Annotated in this window: 21 protein-coding genes; all 21 read left to right on the top strand. The window is 44.1% G+C overall.

The window, feature by feature from the left end; genetic code table 11:
* The first annotated feature begins 30 nt into the window (after positions 1–30).
* The 21 genes from rpiB (at position 31) to H8706_RS02095 (ending at position 19,063) form a co-directional block, all read left to right on the top strand.
* Complete coding sequence (gene rpiB / locus H8706_RS02195; protein ID WP_178348237.1) at positions 31–468, top strand: ribose 5-phosphate isomerase B; 438 nt, start codon at positions 31–33, stop codon at positions 466–468.
* 65 nt (positions 469–533) lie between these two features.
* Positions 534–1,028 (top strand): COG2426 family protein, encoded by a 495-nt coding sequence (locus H8706_RS02190; RefSeq protein WP_178348236.1) that lies wholly within the window; start codon positions 534–536, stop codon positions 1,026–1,028.
* A 37-nt stretch (positions 1,029–1,065) separates the two neighbouring features.
* Positions 1,066–2,250: a methionine adenosyltransferase gene (gene metK / locus H8706_RS02185; RefSeq protein WP_262431330.1), complete on the top strand. Its 1,185-nt coding sequence runs from the start codon at positions 1,066–1,068 to the stop codon at positions 2,248–2,250.
* A gap of 86 nt (positions 2,251–2,336) precedes the next feature.
* The gene (locus H8706_RS02180; protein ID WP_178348234.1) at positions 2,337–2,693 is read left to right on the top strand and encodes a glycosyltransferase family protein; all 357 of its coding nucleotides are present in this window, start codon (positions 2,337–2,339) and stop codon (positions 2,691–2,693) included.
* A 22-nt stretch (positions 2,694–2,715) separates the two neighbouring features.
* Positions 2,716–3,681 carry a TIGR01212 family radical SAM protein gene (locus tag H8706_RS02175; RefSeq protein ID WP_262431329.1) on the top strand — a complete coding sequence of 322 codons (966 nt, stop codon included), beginning with the start codon at positions 2,716–2,718 and terminating at the stop codon, positions 3,679–3,681.
* Positions 3,682–3,775: 94 nt separating this feature from the next.
* Positions 3,776–4,654 carry a YicC/YloC family endoribonuclease gene (locus tag H8706_RS02170; protein WP_178348232.1) on the top strand — a complete coding sequence of 293 codons (879 nt, stop codon included), beginning with the start codon at positions 3,776–3,778 and terminating at the stop codon, positions 4,652–4,654.
* A gap of 11 nt (positions 4,655–4,665) precedes the next feature.
* The gene (gene remA, locus H8706_RS02165) at positions 4,666–4,935 is read left to right on the top strand and encodes an extracellular matrix/biofilm regulator RemA (protein ID WP_178348231.1); all 270 of its coding nucleotides are present in this window, start codon (positions 4,666–4,668) and stop codon (positions 4,933–4,935) included.
* On the top strand, positions 4,925–5,533 hold the full coding sequence (gmk, locus tag H8706_RS02160; protein ID WP_178348230.1) for a guanylate kinase: 609 nt from the start codon (positions 4,925–4,927) through the stop codon (positions 5,531–5,533). Before remA ends, gmk begins: the two co-directional genes overlap by 11 nt.
* 87 nt (positions 5,534–5,620) lie before the next feature.
* On the top strand, positions 5,621–5,914 hold the full coding sequence (gene rpoZ, locus H8706_RS02155) for a DNA-directed RNA polymerase subunit omega (protein WP_262431328.1): 294 nt from the start codon (positions 5,621–5,623) through the stop codon (positions 5,912–5,914).
* 31 nt (positions 5,915–5,945) lie between these two features.
* Entirely contained in the window at positions 5,946–7,130 is a 1,185-nt protein-coding gene (gene coaBC, locus H8706_RS02150) for a bifunctional phosphopantothenoylcysteine decarboxylase/phosphopantothenate--cysteine ligase CoaBC (protein ID WP_262431327.1), read from the top strand.
* Positions 7,131–7,226: 96 nt separating this feature from the next.
* Complete coding sequence (gene priA / locus H8706_RS02145) at positions 7,227–9,665, top strand: primosomal protein N' (RefSeq protein WP_262431326.1); 2,439 nt, start codon at positions 7,227–7,229, stop codon at positions 9,663–9,665.
* Positions 9,666–9,684: 19 nt separating this feature from the next.
* A complete protein-coding gene (def, locus tag H8706_RS02140) occupies positions 9,685–10,164 on the top strand; it encodes a peptide deformylase (protein WP_178348227.1) in 480 nt (159 codons plus the stop codon).
* 24 nt (positions 10,165–10,188) lie between these two features.
* On the top strand, positions 10,189–11,112 hold the full coding sequence (gene fmt / locus H8706_RS02135; RefSeq protein WP_262431468.1) for a methionyl-tRNA formyltransferase: 924 nt from the start codon (positions 10,189–10,191) through the stop codon (positions 11,110–11,112).
* Between the two features lie 7 nt (positions 11,113–11,119).
* On the top strand, positions 11,120–11,794 hold the full coding sequence (locus H8706_RS02130; RefSeq protein WP_178348225.1) for a zinc metallopeptidase: 675 nt from the start codon (positions 11,120–11,122) through the stop codon (positions 11,792–11,794).
* On the top strand, positions 11,794–13,101 hold the full coding sequence (gene rsmB, locus H8706_RS02125) for a 16S rRNA (cytosine(967)-C(5))-methyltransferase RsmB (protein WP_262431325.1): 1,308 nt from the start codon (positions 11,794–11,796) through the stop codon (positions 13,099–13,101). Before H8706_RS02130 ends, rsmB begins: the two co-directional genes overlap by 1 nt.
* Positions 13,102–14,154 carry a 23S rRNA (adenine(2503)-C(2))-methyltransferase RlmN gene (gene rlmN, locus H8706_RS02120; protein ID WP_262431324.1) on the top strand — a complete coding sequence of 351 codons (1,053 nt, stop codon included), beginning with the start codon at positions 13,102–13,104 and terminating at the stop codon, positions 14,152–14,154.
* Positions 14,155–14,160: 6 nt separating this feature from the next.
* A complete protein-coding gene (locus tag H8706_RS02115; RefSeq protein ID WP_262431323.1) occupies positions 14,161–14,889 on the top strand; it encodes a Stp1/IreP family PP2C-type Ser/Thr phosphatase in 729 nt (242 codons plus the stop codon).
* A 24-nt stretch (positions 14,890–14,913) separates the two neighbouring features.
* Complete coding sequence (gene pknB / locus H8706_RS02110) at positions 14,914–16,854, top strand: Stk1 family PASTA domain-containing Ser/Thr kinase (RefSeq protein WP_262431322.1); 1,941 nt, start codon at positions 14,914–14,916, stop codon at positions 16,852–16,854.
* Positions 16,855–16,869: 15 nt separating this feature from the next.
* Positions 16,870–17,751 (top strand): ribosome small subunit-dependent GTPase A, encoded by an 882-nt coding sequence (gene rsgA, locus H8706_RS02105; protein WP_262431321.1) that lies wholly within the window; start codon positions 16,870–16,872, stop codon positions 17,749–17,751.
* Positions 17,752–17,779: 28 nt separating this feature from the next.
* Positions 17,780–18,409, top strand: a complete 630-nt coding sequence (rpe, locus tag H8706_RS02100) for a ribulose-phosphate 3-epimerase (RefSeq protein ID WP_262431320.1) — start codon at positions 17,780–17,782, stop codon at positions 18,407–18,409.
* 9 nt (positions 18,410–18,418) lie between these two features.
* Positions 18,419–19,063 carry a thiamine diphosphokinase gene (locus H8706_RS02095; protein ID WP_262431319.1) on the top strand — a complete coding sequence of 215 codons (645 nt, stop codon included), beginning with the start codon at positions 18,419–18,421 and terminating at the stop codon, positions 19,061–19,063.
* Positions 19,064–19,093: the final 30 nt, after the last annotated feature.

Genomic DNA, 19,093 nt, shown 5'->3' with positions numbered 1-19,093 from the left:
ATAATCAAAATAACAAAGGAGATTTTAAAAATGTTAGCAATATGTTCGGACCACGCGGGAGTGGATTTAAAAGAAATTATCAAAGCGCACCTTGCCGAAAGGGGAATTGAGGCAAAGGACTTCGGAACATACACAAAAGAGAGCGTGGATTACCCCGACATTGCCGAAAAGGCTTGCGGTGCGGTTGTTTCGGGCGAGTGCGACAAGGTGATACTCATTTGCGGAACGGGAATAGGTATGAGCATTTGCGCAAACAAAATCAAGGGCATAAGATGCTGTGCCTGCTCGGATACATACAGCGCGCGTTTAAGCCGAAACCACAACGACGCAAACGCGCTTGCAATCGGCGCGAGAGTGCTCGGCGACGAACTTGCGAAAGACATTGTCGACTCTTTCTTAAATGCTGAATTTATGGGCGGAAAACATCTTAAAAGGGTTGAAAAAATTAACGCGCTCGAAAACAAATAAATATCTTGAAAACAAAGTAATTTTGTGATACTATATTCATATATGCAATTTTAAGGAGTAAATTTATGTCAGACGCCATTGTTTCGTGGTTTTCAAATATGAATGGATACACAGCGGTATTTTTTATGTCAATGCTCCCGATTGTGGAACTGCGCGGTTCGATAATTTTTGCCGCGGCGACGGATTTGCCTTATGTGTGGGCGTACATCATCAGCGTTGTCGGAAATATGATACCCATTCCGTTTGTAATTTTGTTTTTGCGCCCGATTTTAAACTGGCTAAAAACCACAAAACATCTTTCGGGTGCTGCAAACTGGGTTCAGGAGCGTTCTATGAAAAAGGCGGGCAAAATTGTCAAATACGAAATGCTCGGACTTTTCATATTCGTTGCAATTCCGCTTCCCGGAACGGGTGCATGGACAGGTGCGATTATAGCGTCGATACTCAATATGCGCATATCGCGCGCACTGCCTCCGATATTTTTCGGTGTGCTTACGGCAGGGTTTATAATGCTTGCCGGCTCTTACGGACTTTTTAATCTTGCAGGATACTTGTTTTAAAATATAAATATGAAATATACCAAAGAAGGGAACAGTTATGAGAAAGTTTTTTACTTCAGAATCGGTGACGGAAGGTCACCCCGATAAAATATGTGACCAGATTTCCGACGCGGTGCTGGACGCAATTATAGAAAAAGACCCTATGGCGCGTGTTGCCTGCGAAACGGCAGTTACCACGGGACTTGTTATGATTATGGGCGAAATTACAACAAAATGCTACGTTGACATTCCCAAAATCGCGCGTAAAAAAATTAAGGAAATAGGCTACGACAGGGCAAAATACGGCTTTGACTGCGACACCTGCTCGGTTGTTACCGCGATTGACGAGCAGTCGCCCGACATTGCTATGGGCGTTGACAAATCGCTCGAGGCAAAAGAGGGAAATGCGGACGCGCTTGATACAGGCGCCGGCGACCAGGGTATGATGTTCGGCTTTGCATGCGACGAAACAAAAGAGCTTATGCCTCTTCCGATTTCGCTTGCGCACAAGCTTGCTCAAAGACTTACCGAGGTCAGAAAAAACGGCACGCTCCCGTATCTTCGTCCCGACGGAAAAACACAGGTTACCGTTGAATACGACGACGATGTTCCCAAGAGAATTGACACAATCGTGGTGTCAACACAGCACAGCGACGACGTTGAAACGGAGCAGATAAGAAAAGATATTTTGGAATATGTTATAAAACCCGTTGTTGACGCAAAACTTCTTGACGGCGAAACGAAATATTTCGTAAACCCCACGGGACGTTTTGTTGTCGGCGGTCCGCAGGGCGATACCGGACTTACGGGCAGAAAAATTATTGTTGACACCTACGGCGGATATGCACGCCACGGCGGCGGTGCGTTTTCGGGCAAAGACCCCACAAAGGTTGACAGAAGTGCGGCTTATGCGGCGCGTTATGTTGCAAAAAATATCGTTGCGGCAGGCATTGCAAAACGCTGTGAAGTTCAGCTTGCATATGCAATCGGCGTAAGCTCGCCCGTTTCGGTGCTTATCGACATTGACACTTTCTCGACTTCAAAGATTGAAAATTCAAAAATCGTGGACGCTGTACGCAAAATCTTTGATTTGCGCCCGGCGGCTATTATCCGCGGCCTCGATTTAAGACGTCCGATTTATTCAAAAACCGCGGCATACGGTCATTTCGGCAGAGAGGACGCAGACTTTACCTGGGAGAAAACAGACAAGGCAGAGCTTCTCAAAAAAGAACTCGGACTGTAAATTTCATTATAAAAGTAACGCTTCTGCACTCCTTTGCATAGCATAAATTATATTATTTTATGCGCAGTGCAAAGGGGTGTAGAGTTATGTTGGCGGTGTTTTTTAAATCCGTTTTCTGCTTTCTTTCGGTGTATGCGGTAATTGACATTACAAGACGGCTTATCGGCGCGTTTTTCTCAAAAACTCCGGCGGTTAAAGATGACGTTTTTGTAGTGATAAAAATTAAAAAACACACAAAGTGCATTGAGGGAGTTGTAAGGAGCATAATCTGGCAAAGTTTAAGCCTCGGCGGCGGAGGATTTGTGCCGAGCATACTCATTGTGGATATGGGCACCGACGACGAAACGGCGCACATTGTGCAAAAGCTTTGCGACGAGTACGGATTTATATATTATACGACACAGGAAAAATATGAAAGTATGAAAGACAGCTTTTTGGGCTGAAATTACATAAACGGTGGTACATATGGACGGCAAAACAGGTAAAACAAGATATTTTGCATATTCTGACTATCTGAAGCAAAAATACGGCGAGAGGGTATATAAACTTCCCGTAAACCTGCCGATAACCTGCCCGAACCGTGACGGCGAATGCGGTAAAGACGGGTGCATTTTTTGCGGAGATGTCGGCGCGGCATTTGAAAATCTGCCGTCCTCGCTTTCGGTTAAGGAGCAAATACGGCGCAACGCGGAGTATATCGGCAAAAAATACAAGGCGAAAAAGTTTATCGCGTATTTTCAGAATTTCACAAATACATATATGCCGATTGAGGATTTTAAGCGCGTTATAAGCGAGGCGGCAAAGGAAAACATCGTTGAAATTGCCGTTTCCACCCGTCCCGACTGTATAAGCGACGAATACCTTGAAGTTTTAAACGATATTAAAAATGAGTATAATGTTGAAATAAGCGTTGAAATCGGACTTCAGACGGTGAATTACAAAACACTTGAAAAAATCAACCGCGGACACACGCTCGCAGAGTTTACCGACGCGGTTCTGCGCGTTAAAAAATACGGGTTCGACACCTGCGCGCATCTTATTTTAAATCTGCCGTGGGACGATAAAACAGATGTTATCGAAAATGCGAAAATGCTTTCCGCGCTCGGCGTTAAACAGGTTAAAGTGCATTGCCTTTATATTGTGAAAAACACAAAAATGGCAAAGATGTATCAAAACGCCGAGTTTGAAATGGGAAGCTATTTCGATTATGCGGACAAGGTTATTACGTTTCTGGAATATTTAAGTCCCGAAATTGTTATTCAGCGCCTTATAGGCAGAGCAAAAGAGGAACACACGCTTTTTGCCAATTATTCGACCAGCTGGTGGAAGATAAAAGACAGCATTGACGCGCAGATGGAATATCTCGACACGTATCAGGGCAGAAAGTGCGATTATTTAAACGGCAAATGCGTGAGAAAATTTTTGACATAAAACAAAAAAACTGTTGTAATTTATTGTAATTTTGTGTTATACTTATGATGTATAGGTACCAATATGTATTTTCTTTGATTTTGGGGGAATATTTGTGATAAAGAGTATGACGGGTTACGGTCTTTCGTCGTGTCAGTTTGACGATTACCGAATAACCGCAGAACTTAAAACGGTGAACAACCGCTATCTTGATACTAACGTAAGAGTATACAAGCAGTATTCGTTCGTTGAGGAGCTTGTACGCGAGATTGTTCCCAAAAAAATTTCGCGCGGAAAGCTTGACGTTGCGATTTTGTTTGACAACATAAAAAAAGACGACCGCGTTGTTACGCTCAACGAAGAGGTTGCAAGAGGATATTTTGACGCGCTTAAAAATATGTCGGAAATTTTCGGCATAGAAAACGATATAACAGCGTCAAAGCTTTCGGTTTTTCCCGACGTTTTCACCGTTGAGAAAAAGGAGCAGGACAAAGAAAAGATAAATGAGGACGTCAAAAAAGTGCTTATCGACGCGCTTTCCGACCTTACCGACGCAAGAGCGCGCGAGGGTGAGCGTCTTAAAAAATTCTTTGACGAAAGCATCGAAAAAATGGCGGATTTGGTGTGCAGAATTGAGGCGCGCTCGCCCGAAACCATAACCGAATTTGCGGAGAGAATAAAACAGAGGGTGGAAGATTTCACAAACGGCGTAACGCTTGATGAATCAAGACTTCTCGCCGAGGTGTGCCTTTATACCGACAAGATAAATATAACCGAGGAAATCACGCGTTTCAGAAGTCATTTGAACGAGATTAAAAATCTTATTTCGAGCGACGTTCCCGTGGGAAGAAAGCTTGATTTCACCGTTCAGGAGCTTAACCGCGAGGCGAATACGATGGGTTCAAAATGCAACGACTACGAAATCAGCCGTCTTGTGGTGGACTTGAAATCGGAAATTGAAAAGGTGCGCGAGCAGGTTCAGAATATTGAATAGGAAGTGACATTATGAAGCTTATAAATATCGGTTTCGGAAATATCGTTTCCGCAAACAGGCTTGTGGCTATCGTAAGCCCTGAGGCGGCGCCGATTAAGAGAATTATTCAGGGCGCGCGCGACAAAGGTATGCTTATCGACGCAACCAGCGGACGGCGCACAAGAGCGGTTATTATTATGGACAGCGAGCATATAATCCTTTCAGCGGTACAGCCCGAAACGGTTGCCGGAAGATTGGAAAAGGATTTGACGCTTTCGGGAGATGAAGAAGATGACGAATAGAAAAGGTACGCTTATCGTGCTTTCCGGTCCGTCGGGAACGGGCAAAGGCACGGTGTTAAAGCATTTTTTTGATAATTATGCGGACGATGCCGTAAAGCTTTCAATATCCGCAACAACGCGCCTTCCGCGGGACGGCGAAACGGACGGTGTTAACTATTTTTTTGTAGAAAAAGAAAAATTTGAAAATATGGTGCAAAACGATATGCTTCTTGAGTGGGCGTCGTTCTGCGGAAACTGCTACGGCACGCCTAAAGCGTTTGTGGACGAAAATCTTGAAAACGGCTGTGACGTTATTCTGGAAATTGAAGTTCAGGGCGCGTTAAAAGTTATGGAAAAGCGTCCCGACGCAGCGTTTGTGTTTATTGCACCGCCGTCAATGCAGGAGCTTAAAAACCGTATTGTCGGACGTCAGACCGAAACGGCGGACGTTATCGAAAAACGTATGGAAACCGCAAAATGGGAGGTTCAAAACATCTCAAAATATACATACGCGGTGGTAAACGACGATGCGGATATGGCTGCAAAGCGTCTTAAAACCATTATTGACGCCGAAAGGCTGAAAGTGGAAAAAAATAATTTTGCAAACCTGAACGGGTAATTTTTCCCGTGTTAACGGTGTTTTACCGGTCTGCGGTAAAATGCTTTGAATATATTATTTTCGCAGACAGAAAGGCTATGATTTAAAATGATGATCGATCCTTCGGTTAAAAAACTTATGGAGGGCTCAAATCCCGAAAATCCGAGATTTGAAAGCCGTTATTCGCTTGTTATCGCGGCGGCAAAGCGCGCGAGAGAAATCTGCAAAACGGGTGTAAGCTTTACGGAATGTAAGTCGAACAAACCCGTTACCGTTGCGGTTAACGAAATTGCGGAAAACAAAATAAGCTTTAAGAAAAAAGCCCCCAAATCCGAGGCTATGAGTATGGATATGCTTCTTAATATGTATCTTGAAGAGGACAGAAACAAAAAAGCACAGTAATTTGTAAAACCGTACAATGGAGGTTTTAAAAATGGGAAAAACGGTTGTAATGGGCATATGCGGAGGAATTGCCGCGTATAAGGCGGTTTATGCCGCAAGCGCTATGATGAAAAAAGGCATTGACGTTCACGTTGTGATGACAAAATCGGCAACGGAATTTGTCACACCGCTCACCTTTCAGACAATTACGAAAAACAAGGTTATAACCGATATGTTTTCGCTTTCCGAAAACGTTACAACCGAGCATATTTCGCTTGCAAAGGCGGCGGATGCGTTTTTGATATGCCCCGCAACCGCAAATGTTATCGGCAAAATTGCGTCGGGCATTGCGGATGATTTTCTCACAACCACCGTTATGGCGACAAAAGCGAAGGTGGTTTTTGCGCCGGCAATGAACACGAATATGTATGAAAATCCCATTGTTACGGCAAATATCAATAAGCTTAAGCATTTGAAATACGAGTTTGTCGAGCCTGCCGACGGCATTTTGGCGTGCGGTGATTCGGGCAGGGGCAGACTTGCCGAAATTGAGGATATCTTAGACAAAATCGACGAGGTTTTGTGTGATAAAAAAGATTTCGAGGGCAAAAAAGTACTTATCACGGCAGGTGCAACGCAGGAGGCGATTGACCCGGTGAGGTACATCACAAACCATTCTACCGGCAAAATGGGCTACGCGCTTGCAAAGATTGCAAAAATGCGCGGTGCAAACGTTACTCTTGTGTCGGGCAAAACCAATTTGCGCCCGTTTTCGGGTGTTGACGTTGTAAACGTCACGAGCGCGGAGGATATGTATAACGCGGTTATGGAGAAATATCCCGATACCGACATTGTGATAAAGGCGGCGGCGGTTGCCGACTTTACGCCCGAAAAATGCGAGAGCGAAAAAATTAAAAAAACAGACAGCGAATATGCTTTGCCTCTTAAAAAGACAGAGGATATTTTAAAGAAACTCGGTGCACTTAAGGTTAATCAAATTCTTGTGGGTTTTTGTATGGAAACGAGCAATCTTATTGAAAACGCGCGCGAAAAGCTTGCGAACAAAAACCTTGATTTTATCGCGGCGAACAGTTTAAACTGCGAGGGCGCGGGGTTCGGCGCCGATACAAACGTTGTTACGCTCATATCAAAGGACGGCGGAATTGAACCGCTCGAAAAAATGAGCAAAGATGACGTTGCAAATGTTATTCTTGACAGAATAGCCGAAAAATTTTAAAAGACGGGCAACTTTAGCCATTTGCAAAAAAGCGGCTTTTGTTGCTCTTTTGCCTATAATTAAGAATTTGTTTTATTTGCTTTCGGAGGATTTGTAATGATATGTGAGGTTGTAATAAACAATATTTCGCGGCATACAGATAATATATATCATTACCTTGCGCCCGAAAATTTGAACGTTTCAGTCGGTCAGCGCGTTGTTGTGCCGTTCGGACGCGGAAACAAACCGCTTGAAGGCTATGTTTTGGGTATCTGCGAAGAAAGCGAATATAAAAATTTGAAAGAAATTTTATCGCTTGCGGACGGTTACGTTTATTTTAACGAAAAAACCGCGTCACTGATAAAGTTTTTGCATCACAGATTCTTTTCGCCGTACTGCGACATTATAAAAGCGGTTTTACCGCGCGGTGTGTCGCTTAAAATGGTCACGGTTGTTCATCTTTCGGACAATGGCGAAGATTATATCAAAAGCAAGATTAAAAATTCGCTTATAAAAGAGCGGATTGTTGAAACGCTGAAAGAAAACGGCGGTTTTTGCGAACTTGACGAGCTTTGCAAAAACGTCGGACGAAAGAACATAACGCAGACGCTAAAATCGCTTGTGTGCGATAATATCGTTTATACCGAACTGAAAAAAGAAGAAGGACAAAAGGACAAATATATCAAGGTTGCGTCGCTTGCAATCGAGCGCGAAGAGGCATACAGAATGTGTGAAATCCTCGAAAAACGCGCAAAAGCACAGGCGCGCGTAGTTGAAGTTTTATGCGAGAATGAGTCGGTTTCGTTGTCCGAACTATTGGATATATGCGAGACGTCAAAAAGCGTTGTTGACGTGTTGGAACAAAAAGGAATTGTGACGGTTTTTGAAATTCCGCGCCCGTTTGACGAAGAAATTTCAGAGATTGACGATAAAAAAGTTGAACTTACCGACGAGCAGAAGTCGGCGGTTGAAACGGTTGGAAAAAGCATTGACAACGGCGAAAACAAAACGTTTTTGATACACGGAGTGACGGGGAGCGGTAAAACCGAAATTTACTTAAATCTGATTGAAAGATGTATGAATTTGGGAAAACAGTCGCTGTTTCTCGTGCCCGAAATTTCGCTCACGCCTCAAATGGTGGCGCAGGTGAAAGGTCGGTTCGGCTCGCGCGTTGCGGTAATTCACAGTATGCTCACCGTGCGTAAACGGTACGAAGAATGGAAACGCATTAACGAGGGCGAGGTGTCGGTGGTTGTCGGCGCGCGCTCGGCGGTGTTTTCTCCGCTTGCAAAACTCGGTCTTATCATAATTGACGAGGAACACGAAGGAACTTACAAGTCGGAAAGCAGTCCGCGCTACCACACAACCGAGGTTGCACGCTTCCGCGCAAAAAGCGAGGGTGCGGTGCTGATTTTAGCGTCCGCAACGCCGTCGTTTGAAAGTTACTGGCGCGCGGAAAACGGAAAATACACGCTCATTGAACTTAAAAACAGAGTTAACAACCGCGATTTGCCGAAAGTTACAACCATTGATATGCGAAAAGAACTTGAAAACGGCAATTTTTCAATATTTTCGGAACGGCTCAAAACCGAAATCGCGAATAATTTAAAAAGCAAACAGCAAACAATTTTATTTTTGAATAAAAGAGGATATTCGTCCTTTGTGTCGTGCAGAAAATGCGGATATGTTCCAAAATGCCCGAACTGCGATATTTCGCTTACTTATCACAAAAACGGCGGTTTTATGGTGTGCCACTACTGCGACTACAAAACCGAAAAGCTTGACGTTTGCCCGAACTGTCAAAGTGAGCAGATAAGGTTTTTCGGGCTCGGCACGCAAAAGGTGACAGACGAAATTGCAAAGCTTTTCCCGTCGGCAACATATCTCCGTATGGACGCGGACACGACGTCGAAACGGTTTTCGCACGAGGAAATTTTAAATAAATTCCGTGACGAAAAAACAGATATTCTCGTCGGCACGCAGATGATAACAAAAGGTCTGGATTTTGAAAACGTTACGCTTGTCGGCGTTATTGCCGCTGATTTAAGTCTTTATCAAGACGATTTCCGCGCGGGCGAAAAAACGTTTTCACTTCTCACACAGGTTGTGGGCAGAGCCGGCAGGGGCGAAAAAGAGGGTAGAGCGGTGGTGCAGACATATTATCCCGAAAACGAAATTTTTTCTTATGCGTCCAACCAGGATTACGTAAGCTTTTATAAAAACGAAATCGCGCTCCGCAGACAGATGCTCTATCCGCCGTTTTGCGAAATGATAAATTTCACCGCGTCGTCGGACAGTGAAAAAACGGCGTTTGACGCGCTTTTAAACTTTAGAAATGCGCTTCTTGACGAAATAAAAGAGAAAAATATCAAAGCTGATGTTTTCGGCGTTCAAAGCGCGCCGATGCACAGAATTAACAATAAATTCCGTTCCAGATTTATTATGAAAATGAATTATAATCGGGAAATTTACGAACGCATACATACACTGCTTAAAAATTTTTACAAGGACAATGTAAGCATTATTGTGGACGTAAACCCTGTTAATATGTATTAAAAGGAAAGGGTAATGAAATATGGCAATCAGAAATATAAGAAAACTCGGCGATGAGCTTTTGCGCAAAAAAAGCCGAAAAGTTGAGGAAATAGACGACAGAATTATCACGCTTTTGGACGATATGGCAGACACTCTCAAAGAGGCGAACGGCGTAGGTCTTGCCGCACCGCAGGTGGGCGTTTTGAAAAGAGTTGTTATAATCGATGTCGGAAACGGCGTGATTGAACTTATAAACCCCGAATTTGTGAGCGTGAGCGGTAAAAAAACGTCGGTTGAGGGTTGTTTGAGCGTTCCCGACCGCTGGGGCGAGGTAGAGCGCCCGGCAAAGGTTGTCGTACGCGCGTTAAACCGCAAAGGAGAAGAATTTGAAATCACGGGCGAGGAGCTTTTGGCAACTGCGCTTTGCCACGAGCTTGACCATCTTGACGGTATAATTTTTGTTGACAAAGCGACAAGATTTATCGAGCCCGAGGACCTTGCAGACGAAGATGATGAATAAAAAGGACTGATTTTATTGAAAATAATGTTTATGGGAACACCCGATTTTGCCGCCGCGTCGCTTGACGCGCTTGTGTCCGGCGGTTATGACGTGGCATCGGTTGTTACACAGCCCGATAAGAAAAAGGGCAGAGGACACAAAATGTCGCACACGCCGGTGTATGAATACGCAAAGGCGCACGAAATCGAGATTTTTCAGCCCGAAAACCTTAAAAAAGAGAATTTTGAAGAAATTTTAAATTTGCAGAATCCCGATATTATCGTGGTTGCGGCATACGGAAAAATTCTTCCCGAATACGTTTTAAACTATCCGAAATACGGCTGTATCAACGTGCACGCGTCACTTTTGCCGAAATACCGCGGTGCCGCGCCCATTCAAAGGTGCATTATCGACGGTGAAAAAAAGACGGGCGTTACAATTATGTATATGGAAAAAGGGCTTGACACGGGCGATATGCTTATATCGGACGAGGTTGAAATTACCGATGACGACAATTTTGAAACGCTTCATGACAAGCTTGCCGAGGTCGGCAAAAACGTGCTTTTAAAAGCGCTCAAAATGCTGGAAAACGGCACTGCAAAGCGCGAAAAACAGGACGATTCAAAAACGTGCTATGCGCATATGATTGACAAGCAAACCGCTAAAATCGACTTTTCAAAGTCGGTGCGCGATGTGTTTAACTTAACGCGCGGACTGTATCCGTATCCCAAAGCGCAGACGGTTTACGACGGCAAAATGATGAAAATATGCGTATCAAAGCCGACGGACGAAAAATCCGGCGGAGTTTTCGGCGAAATTATGCGCGTTGAGAGAAATTCGTTTTTCGTTTCGTGTGCGGACTGCCTTTTGGAGGTTCTGAAAATCCAGACCGAGGGCAAAAGGGAAATGACGGTTGCTGATTATCTTAAAGGAAATACCATAGAAAAAGGAAAAATCCTGGGAGTGTGAAAATTTTATGGACATTTACTATCTTGTTTTTATTCTTCCTGCAATGATTATTGCTTTGTGGGCGCAGATTAAGGTGAAATCCACCTTTTCGCGGTACTCGGAGGTATATTCTGCCGGCGGTGTCACGGCATACGACGCGGCGCGCAGAATACTTGACGCAAACGGACTTACAAATGTGAAAATAGAGCATATATCCGGCTCGCTAACCGACCATTACGACCCGAAAGACAGAGTTATACGCCTGTCAGACTCGGTTTACGGCAGTATGAGCGTTGCGTCAATCGGCGTTGCGGCGCACGAGGCGGGCCACGCAATTCAGCACGCAAAAAGCTATATGCCGTTGTCTTTGCGAAACACTGTTTACCCCGTTGTAAACCTTTCGTCGCAGGCGGCGGTTCCGCTGATATTTTTGGGATTTATATTAAATTCGCTGAACCTTGTGTATGTCGGAATTATACTTTTTTCGGCAGTTGTGCTTTTTCAGCTTATCACACTGCCGGTTGAGTTTAATGCGAGCGGACGCGCACTGAAGATACTCGGCGAATACGGCATTTTGTCGCAAAACGAGCTTGGCGGTGCGAAAAAAGTTTTATCCGCCGCGGCTATGACATACGTTGCCTCTGCACTTGTTGCGGCGGCACAGCTTTTGCGGTTTGTGCTTATGGCAAGGAGAAGAAAATAATGCAAAACGCACGTTCAACCGCATTAAAGGCGCTTTATAACATCGAGAAATCGGGCGCCTACATAAACATTGAATTAAAAAAATGCCTTGACAGCGCCGAAATTTCGGACGCGGACAAACGTCTTGCTACCGAAATATGCCACGGCACTGTAAAATATAAAATCAACCTTGATTTTTATATAAAGAACGCGTCAAGCATTAAGATAAACAAAATTTCGCCGTATGTGAAGATTATTTTGCGTATGGGCGTTTACCAGATTAAATATATGGACAAAATCCCCGTTTCCGCCGCGGTTAACGAAAGCGTCAAGCTTGCAAAGCGTTACGGCGGTGCACGGAGCGGGGGGTTTGTCAACGCGGTGCTCAAAAAAATTGCAAATTCCGAAATTGAATATCCGAAGGATAAAGCGGAATTTTTGAGCGTTAAATATTCCTATCCGCTTGAACTTTGCGAAAAATTTATTTCGGATTTCGGTTTTGATTTTGCAAAAGACATTATGGAAAAAAGCCTTGAAAGACCGAAAATTTATATCCGCGTAAACACCCTGAAAATTTCGGTTGATGAATTTTTAAAAATTCTTGACGGCGAGGGTGTAGAATATGAAAAAAGCACGCTCTGCGCCGACGCGGTGAGGGTTTCAAAGCTCGGATTTTTATTGAAAAGCAAATATTTTCCCGACGGCTTGTTTTACGTTCAGGATTTGTCAAGTATGCTTGCGTGTAAAATTCTTGCACCGAAAAAAGGCGCGTCCGTTTTGGACATTTGCGCCGCGCCGGGCGGAAAATCGACGTATATTGCACAGCTTATGCAAAACGACGGCGAAATTTATTCGTCCGACATATACGAGCATAAAATAAAGCTTATTTCGGAAAACGCGAAACGGCTCGGAATTGACATAATTAAGCCGTGCATAAGCGATGCTACGGCGGAGAATAAGGCGTATTTTGACAAATTTGATTTTGTTCTTGCCGACCTGCCGTGTTCGGGACTCGGAATTGTGAACAAAAAGCCCGAGATTAAATATTCGGTTACGCAAAACGATATTTCAAATCTCGCGGATATGGGACTTGAAATTTTAAACAATTGCGCAAAATACGTGAAAAAAGGCGGTACATTGGTATTTTCGCTCTGCACGTTCACAAAGGACGAGGGCGAAGAAAACGTGAAAAAATTTCTTTTGCAAAACAAAAACTTTGCGCTTAAAAAAATTGTCCTTGATATTGAAAACGACGGATTTATCACGTTTTATCCTCATATTTACGGTACTGACGGATTTTTTACGGCAAAATTTATAAGGATTGATTAAATGGAAAAAATTAACTTAAAGGATTTAACTTTGCCCGAACTTGAAGATTTTTTGATATCGAACGGCGAGCAGAAATTCCGTGCAAAGCAGATTTTTAAATGGCTGTCGCTCGGCGTGACCGATTTTGACGAAATGACTGACATCTCGAAAGCTCTGCGCGCAAAGCTTGGCAAAATTTCATATATCAGCACGCTTACTATTGTGAGAAAGCTTGTGTCGAAAATCGACAAAACGACAAAATATCTTTTTAAGCTCGGCGACGGCAACACCGTCGAGGCGGTAATTATGTATTACAAGCACGGCATAACAATCTGCATATCGTCGCAGGTGGGGTGCCGAATGGGGTGCAAATTCTGTGCGTCCACAATCGGCGGACTTGTAAGAAATTTATCTGCCGGCGAAATTTTAGACGAGGTTATTTTTGCACAGAAAGACATAGGCGAGCGCATTTCAAACATAGTTATGATGGGAATAGGCGAACCGCTCGACAACTTTGACAACGTTATAAAATTTTTAAAAAACGTAAACGACCCTTTGGGATTAAACATAGGATACAGACATATTTCACTTTCTACTTGCGGAATTGTAAAAAATATAGTAGAATTAGAGAAAGCGGATATTCCGATAACGCTCTCGATTTCGCTTCACGCGCCGACAAACGACCTGCGAAGCGAGATTATGCCGGTAAATAAGGCATATGACGTTGACACGCTTATAGACGCGTGCAAACATTATGTTAACGCAACAAGGCGCAGAATAAGCTTTGAATACACGCTTATAAACGGCGTTAACGACTCGGAAAACGTTGCAAGGATTCTGGCAAAAAAGCTGAAAGGTATGCTTTGCCACGTTAACTTAATTCCCGTAAACGAGGTTGACGAAACGGGATTTAAGAAAAGCGGACGTCCGGCGATAGAAAAATTTACGAAAGTTTTGGAGAAAAACGGAATAACAACCACGGTTCGGAGAAAACTCGGCAGCGACATAAACGCGTCGTGCGGACAGCTCCGCCGTGCGGACCAAAAAACAAATAAAGATGTAAAAAGCAGGTGATGGAAAATGATAAGCGCAGCATATTCGGACATCGGTAAAAAAAGACTGGCAAATGAGGACAGTTATTTTGTATCCGAGTTTACAAAAAACATCGGGTATATTATTGTTGCCGACGGTATGGGCGGTCACAGAGGCGGTGCGGTTGCAAGCAAAATGACGGTCGACTGCATAAAATCGTGTTTTGACAAGAACTTTGAATGGAAGAACGAGGGCGACATTAAAAATCTTTTGAAAAACGCAATCGAGCTTGCCAACAAAACGGTTTATGCCGCCGCAAAAGAGGACAGTCATCTTCTCGGTATGGGCACAACGGTGGTTTTGTGCATTGTCGAGAACGAAAACCTCTATATTGCAAATGTGGGCGACAGCAGACTGTATCACATTACGCAGGACAAAATCAACCAGGTGACGAAAGACCATTCGGTTGTGCAGGAGCTTATCGACCTCGGTGAAATAAGCGAAAAAGAGGCGGAAAACCACCCGAACAAAAACCTCATCACGCGTGCGGTCGGCACAAATGCTGATGTGGAAACCGATTTTTACAAATTCAAGGCAAAAAGCGGAGATATGATTGTTATTTGCACCGACGGACTTTCAAATATGGTGGGAAAAGACGAGATAAAGAGCATTGTTACGAGTGAAATTGACCTTAAAGATGCGGTTAAAAAGCTTGTAGACAGGGCAAACGAGCGCGGCGGACTTGACAATATCACCGTTGCGGCGGTTAAATTTTGATTTAGGATAAAGAGGTGTAAAAATATGGTTGGCAAAATACTTGGCGGAAGATACGAAATTCTGGAGGAAATCGGCAAAGGCGGTATGGCAGTTGTTTATAAGGCGCGATGCAGACTTTTGAACAGAATTGTTGCTATAAAAGTTTTAAGAGAAGATTTGACGGATAACGAGGAATTTGTAAGGCGGTTCAACATTGAGGCACAGGCGGCGGCAAGTCTTACGCACCCGAATATTGTGTCGGTTTACGACGTCGGCAAAGAGGGCGGTATTCACTATATCGTTATGGAATATGTCGAGGGCGTGACGCTCAAACAGTATATTGAGAAAAAGGGAAGAATTCCGTGGCGCGAGGCGGTCAGCATCACAATCGAAATTTGCCACGGTCTTGCGGCGGCGCACAAAAAACATATCGTGCACCGCGACATAAAACCGCACAATATTATAGTTACGTCAACGGGCGCGATTAAGGTTACCGATTTCGGTATCGCACGTGCCACAACCACTTCAACCGTTGCGGCGTCGGACGACGTTCTCGGCTCGGTGCACTATTTTTCGCCCGAGCAGGCAAGGGGCGGTTATGTTGATGAAAAATCCGACATTTATTCGCTCGGCGTTGTTATGTATGAAATGCTTGTCGGAAAAGTTCCGTTCACGGGCGACACACCCGTTGCGGTGGCGATGAAGCAGATTGAAGAAGCGCCGAGGTCGATTTGCGAGCAGGTGAGCGACGTTCCGCAGTGCGTTGAGGGCGTGACCTTCAAGGCAATGGCAAAGGAAACGCGTTACCGCTATCAGTCGGTGGAGGATTTATCCGACGACCTTTATGCAATACTTAAAAATCCTAATCTTGACGCGCCGTCGGTGGTTAACACGCCGACTGACGACGATGCGGACGCAACAAGAAAAATTGCGCCGATAGTTAAAAGAGAGGAGCTTGATGTTATGCCCGAAAACATAAGGAAAAAAGGCTCAAACACCTCAAAAAAAGGAAATAACGGCGAAAAAGGCGACAAAAAAGCGGTGGTTTTTGCAATGCTCACTTCGCTTTTGATTGTCGGCGTGCTCACTGTTGTTTTCGGATTTATGTTTTTCGGTTCGCAGAATTCCGGAAACATAAAAGTTCCCAGCGTTATGGGGATGACGCTTGAAGGAGCGGAAAAAGTTGCAAAAGACAACGGTGCGGTTATCGAAGTGCTTGAATATAAGGAAAGCACAGAAGAGGACGGCACGATTATAGAACAGTCGCCCAAAGCGGATATGACGGTTGCAACGCTTGAAAAAATCAGCGTTGTTATAAGCGGAAAAGAGCCGACGGAAATAGTTTTGAGCGATTACAAGGGCAGAGATTTCGACAGTGCGGAAAAAGAGCTTACAAAGCTCGGACTTAAGGTTACAAAGTCCGAAGAGAAGAGCGAGTCAGCGTCGGAGGGCGAGGTTATCCGCCAAAGCCCGAGCGCGAAAACAAAGCTTGAAAAAGGCGACAGCGTTACACTTTACGTCGCTGTTAAAAAGGCGGATGAAGAAGAAATTATGGTTCCGCAGGTTGTTGGAAAAACCTATGACGAGGCAAAATCAGAACTTGAAAACGCAGGATTTAAGGTTGAAAAAAACGAGAAAACTTCGGATAAAGCAAGCGGAACGGTCATTTCGCAGAGCATAAACGGCGGTGCGAAAAAAGGCACGTCGGTAACTCTTACCGTAAGCAAAGGAAACGAGAGCACAGCGCAGAACCCGACAACGCAGCCTCCCGCGGCAAAGACAAAAACACTCACCATTGATTTATCGGGCTATTCAAAACCTGTTGAAATTAAAATCGTTACGGGAGGCAGAGTTGTGTCCGCCGTTACGGTTGACCCGTCAAAAACGCCCGAATATTCGGCAACGCTCACGGGTACCGGCACAAAAACGTTTGAAGTGCATATCGACGGCGTAAAAAAGGTGACGAAAACTGTAAATTTTGATTAAAGGATTTTTTTAAATATGCTAACGAAAAACGGCACAATTATAAAGGGAATAGGCGGATTTTACTATGTCAAAACCGATATAGGCATTATAGAATGCCGTGCGCGCGGAAAATTTCGGAATGAGGCGAAAGTGCCTACGGTAGGGGATTTTGCTGACATAGACATAGACGAAAACGGAAGCGGAACGGTTAAAAAAATCGGCAAACGCAAAAACTTTTTCGTCCGTCCGCCCATATCGAATATCGACACTCTTGTGCTTGTTGCGGCGGTCAAAAATCCTAATCCCGACCTTTTGTTTATCGACAAAATGCTTCTTATCGCAAAAAACAACGGTGTTGAGGCAATTTTGTGCATTAACAAGTCGGATTTGTGCGACAGCGCCGACGCGGAGAAAATATGCAAAATCTATGAAAACGCGGACGTAAAAACCATTGTTACAAGCACGCTTTCAAACGTCGGAATTGACGAGCTGAAAGGGTTGATAAACAAGAAAGTTACGGCTTTTGCAGGTTTTTCGGGTGTTGGAAAGTCGAGTATATTAAAGAAGCTTACGGGGCTTGATTTGCAGACGGGAAACATCAGCAAAAAATTAAGCCGCGGAAAGCACACAACGCGGTGCGTTGAACTTTTGGAATACGCCGACGGTTCGTATCTTGCCGATACGCCGGGTTTCAGTATGCTTGATTTGCCTAAATTTCCGTCGGAGGAGTTATGGCGGTATTATCCTGAATTTTTAAGTTATGCCGACGGGTGTAAATTTTCGGATTGCAGACACTTGAACGAGCGCGACTGCGGTATTAAAAATGCGGTTGAAAACGGCGAAATTCCGCCGTCGAGGTATGAGAGCTACCGTGTTTTTTACGAATATTTAAAGCAGAAGGAAAACGAATATAAATAGACAAAAGAAGGTAAAAAAGGGGACAACAATGATAAAACTTTCACCGTCGGTGCTTGCAGCCGACTTTGCGTGTCTTAAAGACGAAATTGAAAAGATAGGCGGTGCGGATTACGTTCATATTGACGTTATGGACGGGCATTTTGTACCCAATATAACCTTTGGACCCGACATTGTAAAGTGCATAAAAAAGCACACAAATCTTGTGCTTGACGTGCACCTTATGATTGAAAATCCCGAGAAATACGTTGACGTTTTCCTAAAATCGGGCGCGGACATCATCACCGTGCATTACGAGTGCAATATGGATTTTGAATACATAAAAAATGCGGTTAAATCGGCAGGCAAAAAACTCGGAATTTCCATTAAGCCTAAAACGGACGCGGAGGTTTTGGAAAAGTTTTTGCCCGATATTGATATGGCGCTTGTAATGAGCGTCGAGCCGGGGTTCGGAGGTCAGAAGTTTATGCCCGAAAGCATTGACAAAATTAAAAAGATCCGCCTGATGGACAAAAATATTGACATCGAGGTTGACGGCGGTATCGGTGAGGACAACATAAAATCGGTCGTTGACGCGGGCGCGAACGTTATAGTTGCGGGTTCGAGCGTGTTTAAGGCGGATGACGTTAGAAAAGCGGTTGAAAGTTTAAAGAAATTTTAGGAGCATCTTATGAGTGACAAAGCTGTTATAGTGTCGGGCGGAAAGTTTGAAAACTCAGAATTTTACCGTGAAATTCTGCGCGGAAAATACATCATCTGCGCCGACGGCGGAATTTATCTTTTGCAGAAGTTGAACATTAAACCCGATATGTTTCTTGGCGATTTTGACTCGTGCAATTTTGACGAAATAGAAAAGTCGGGATTTTTGGACGAATGTAAGGATATTAAAAAATTTAAGATTGAAAAAAATGCCACCGATACGCATATTGCGGTAGATTTTGCCGTTGAAAAAGGTTTTCGCGACATAACGCTTATCGGCGCGCTGGGCGGACGGATTGACCATTCGCTTGCAAACATAATGCTTTTAAAATATATGCTCGAAAAAGGCGTGAAAGGTACGGTTTTGAATGAAAAAAACAAGGTTTTTCTGACCGATAAAAGCATAAAAATTCCGCCCGAACACGGACGGAGGCTGTCGCTCGTTCCGCTCACCGAAAACGTGTGCGGAGTGACGCTTAAAGGCTTAAAATATCCGCTTTGCGGTTTTACGCTTACAATGGGCGATTCAATCGGCATAAGCAATGAATTTACCGATACAGACGCCGAAATTATCTTTGAAAAAGGACTTTTGCTCGTTATAACATCAGAAGATTAAATAAAAAATCCGAACGTTTAAAACGTTCGG

The sequence above is a fragment of the Qingrenia yutianensis genome, from assembly GCF_014385105.1.
In the GTDB taxonomy this organism is placed as follows: domain Bacteria; phylum Bacillota; class Clostridia; order UMGS1810; family UMGS1810; genus Qingrenia; species Qingrenia yutianensis.
Note: the sequence above shows the minus strand (reverse complement) of the source record. Positions and strands in the feature narration are given on the sequence as shown.

What these genes read in the sequence shown, in the direction of transcription:
- rpe (WP_262431320.1), top strand. Translation starts at nt 17,780, where the DNA reads ATGATAAAACTTTCACCGTCGGTGCTTGCAGCCGACTTTGCGTGTCTT.
- pknB (WP_262431322.1), top strand. Translation starts at nt 14,914, where the DNA reads ATGGTTGGCAAAATACTTGGCGGAAGATACGAAATTCTGGAGGAAATC.
- metK (WP_262431330.1), top strand. Translation starts at nt 1,066, where the DNA reads ATGAGAAAGTTTTTTACTTCAGAATCGGTGACGGAAGGTCACCCCGAT.
- rsmB (WP_262431325.1), top strand. Translation starts at nt 11,794, where the DNA reads ATGCAAAACGCACGTTCAACCGCATTAAAGGCGCTTTATAACATCGAG.
- H8706_RS02180 (WP_178348234.1), top strand. Translation starts at nt 2,337, where the DNA reads ATGTTGGCGGTGTTTTTTAAATCCGTTTTCTGCTTTCTTTCGGTGTAT.
- H8706_RS02190 (WP_178348236.1), top strand. Translation starts at nt 534, where the DNA reads ATGTCAGACGCCATTGTTTCGTGGTTTTCAAATATGAATGGATACACA.
- rlmN (WP_262431324.1), top strand. Translation starts at nt 13,102, where the DNA reads ATGGAAAAAATTAACTTAAAGGATTTAACTTTGCCCGAACTTGAAGAT.
- rsgA (WP_262431321.1), top strand. Translation starts at nt 16,870, where the DNA reads ATGCTAACGAAAAACGGCACAATTATAAAGGGAATAGGCGGATTTTAC.
- priA (WP_262431326.1), top strand. Translation starts at nt 7,227, where the DNA reads ATGATATGTGAGGTTGTAATAAACAATATTTCGCGGCATACAGATAAT.
- remA (WP_178348231.1), top strand. Translation starts at nt 4,666, where the DNA reads ATGAAGCTTATAAATATCGGTTTCGGAAATATCGTTTCCGCAAACAGG.
- def (WP_178348227.1), top strand. Translation starts at nt 9,685, where the DNA reads ATGGCAATCAGAAATATAAGAAAACTCGGCGATGAGCTTTTGCGCAAA.
- H8706_RS02115 (WP_262431323.1), top strand. Translation starts at nt 14,161, where the DNA reads ATGATAAGCGCAGCATATTCGGACATCGGTAAAAAAAGACTGGCAAAT.
- rpoZ (WP_262431328.1), top strand. Translation starts at nt 5,621, where the DNA reads ATGATGATCGATCCTTCGGTTAAAAAACTTATGGAGGGCTCAAATCCC.
- coaBC (WP_262431327.1), top strand. Translation starts at nt 5,946, where the DNA reads ATGGGAAAAACGGTTGTAATGGGCATATGCGGAGGAATTGCCGCGTAT.
- H8706_RS02095 (WP_262431319.1), top strand. Translation starts at nt 18,419, where the DNA reads ATGAGTGACAAAGCTGTTATAGTGTCGGGCGGAAAGTTTGAAAACTCA.
- gmk (WP_178348230.1), top strand. Translation starts at nt 4,925, where the DNA reads ATGACGAATAGAAAAGGTACGCTTATCGTGCTTTCCGGTCCGTCGGGA.
- H8706_RS02175 (WP_262431329.1), top strand. Translation starts at nt 2,716, where the DNA reads ATGGACGGCAAAACAGGTAAAACAAGATATTTTGCATATTCTGACTAT.
- H8706_RS02130 (WP_178348225.1), top strand. Translation starts at nt 11,120, where the DNA reads ATGGACATTTACTATCTTGTTTTTATTCTTCCTGCAATGATTATTGCT.
- rpiB (WP_178348237.1), top strand. Translation starts at nt 31, where the DNA reads ATGTTAGCAATATGTTCGGACCACGCGGGAGTGGATTTAAAAGAAATT.
- fmt (WP_262431468.1), top strand. Translation starts at nt 10,189, where the DNA reads ATGTTTATGGGAACACCCGATTTTGCCGCCGCGTCGCTTGACGCGCTT.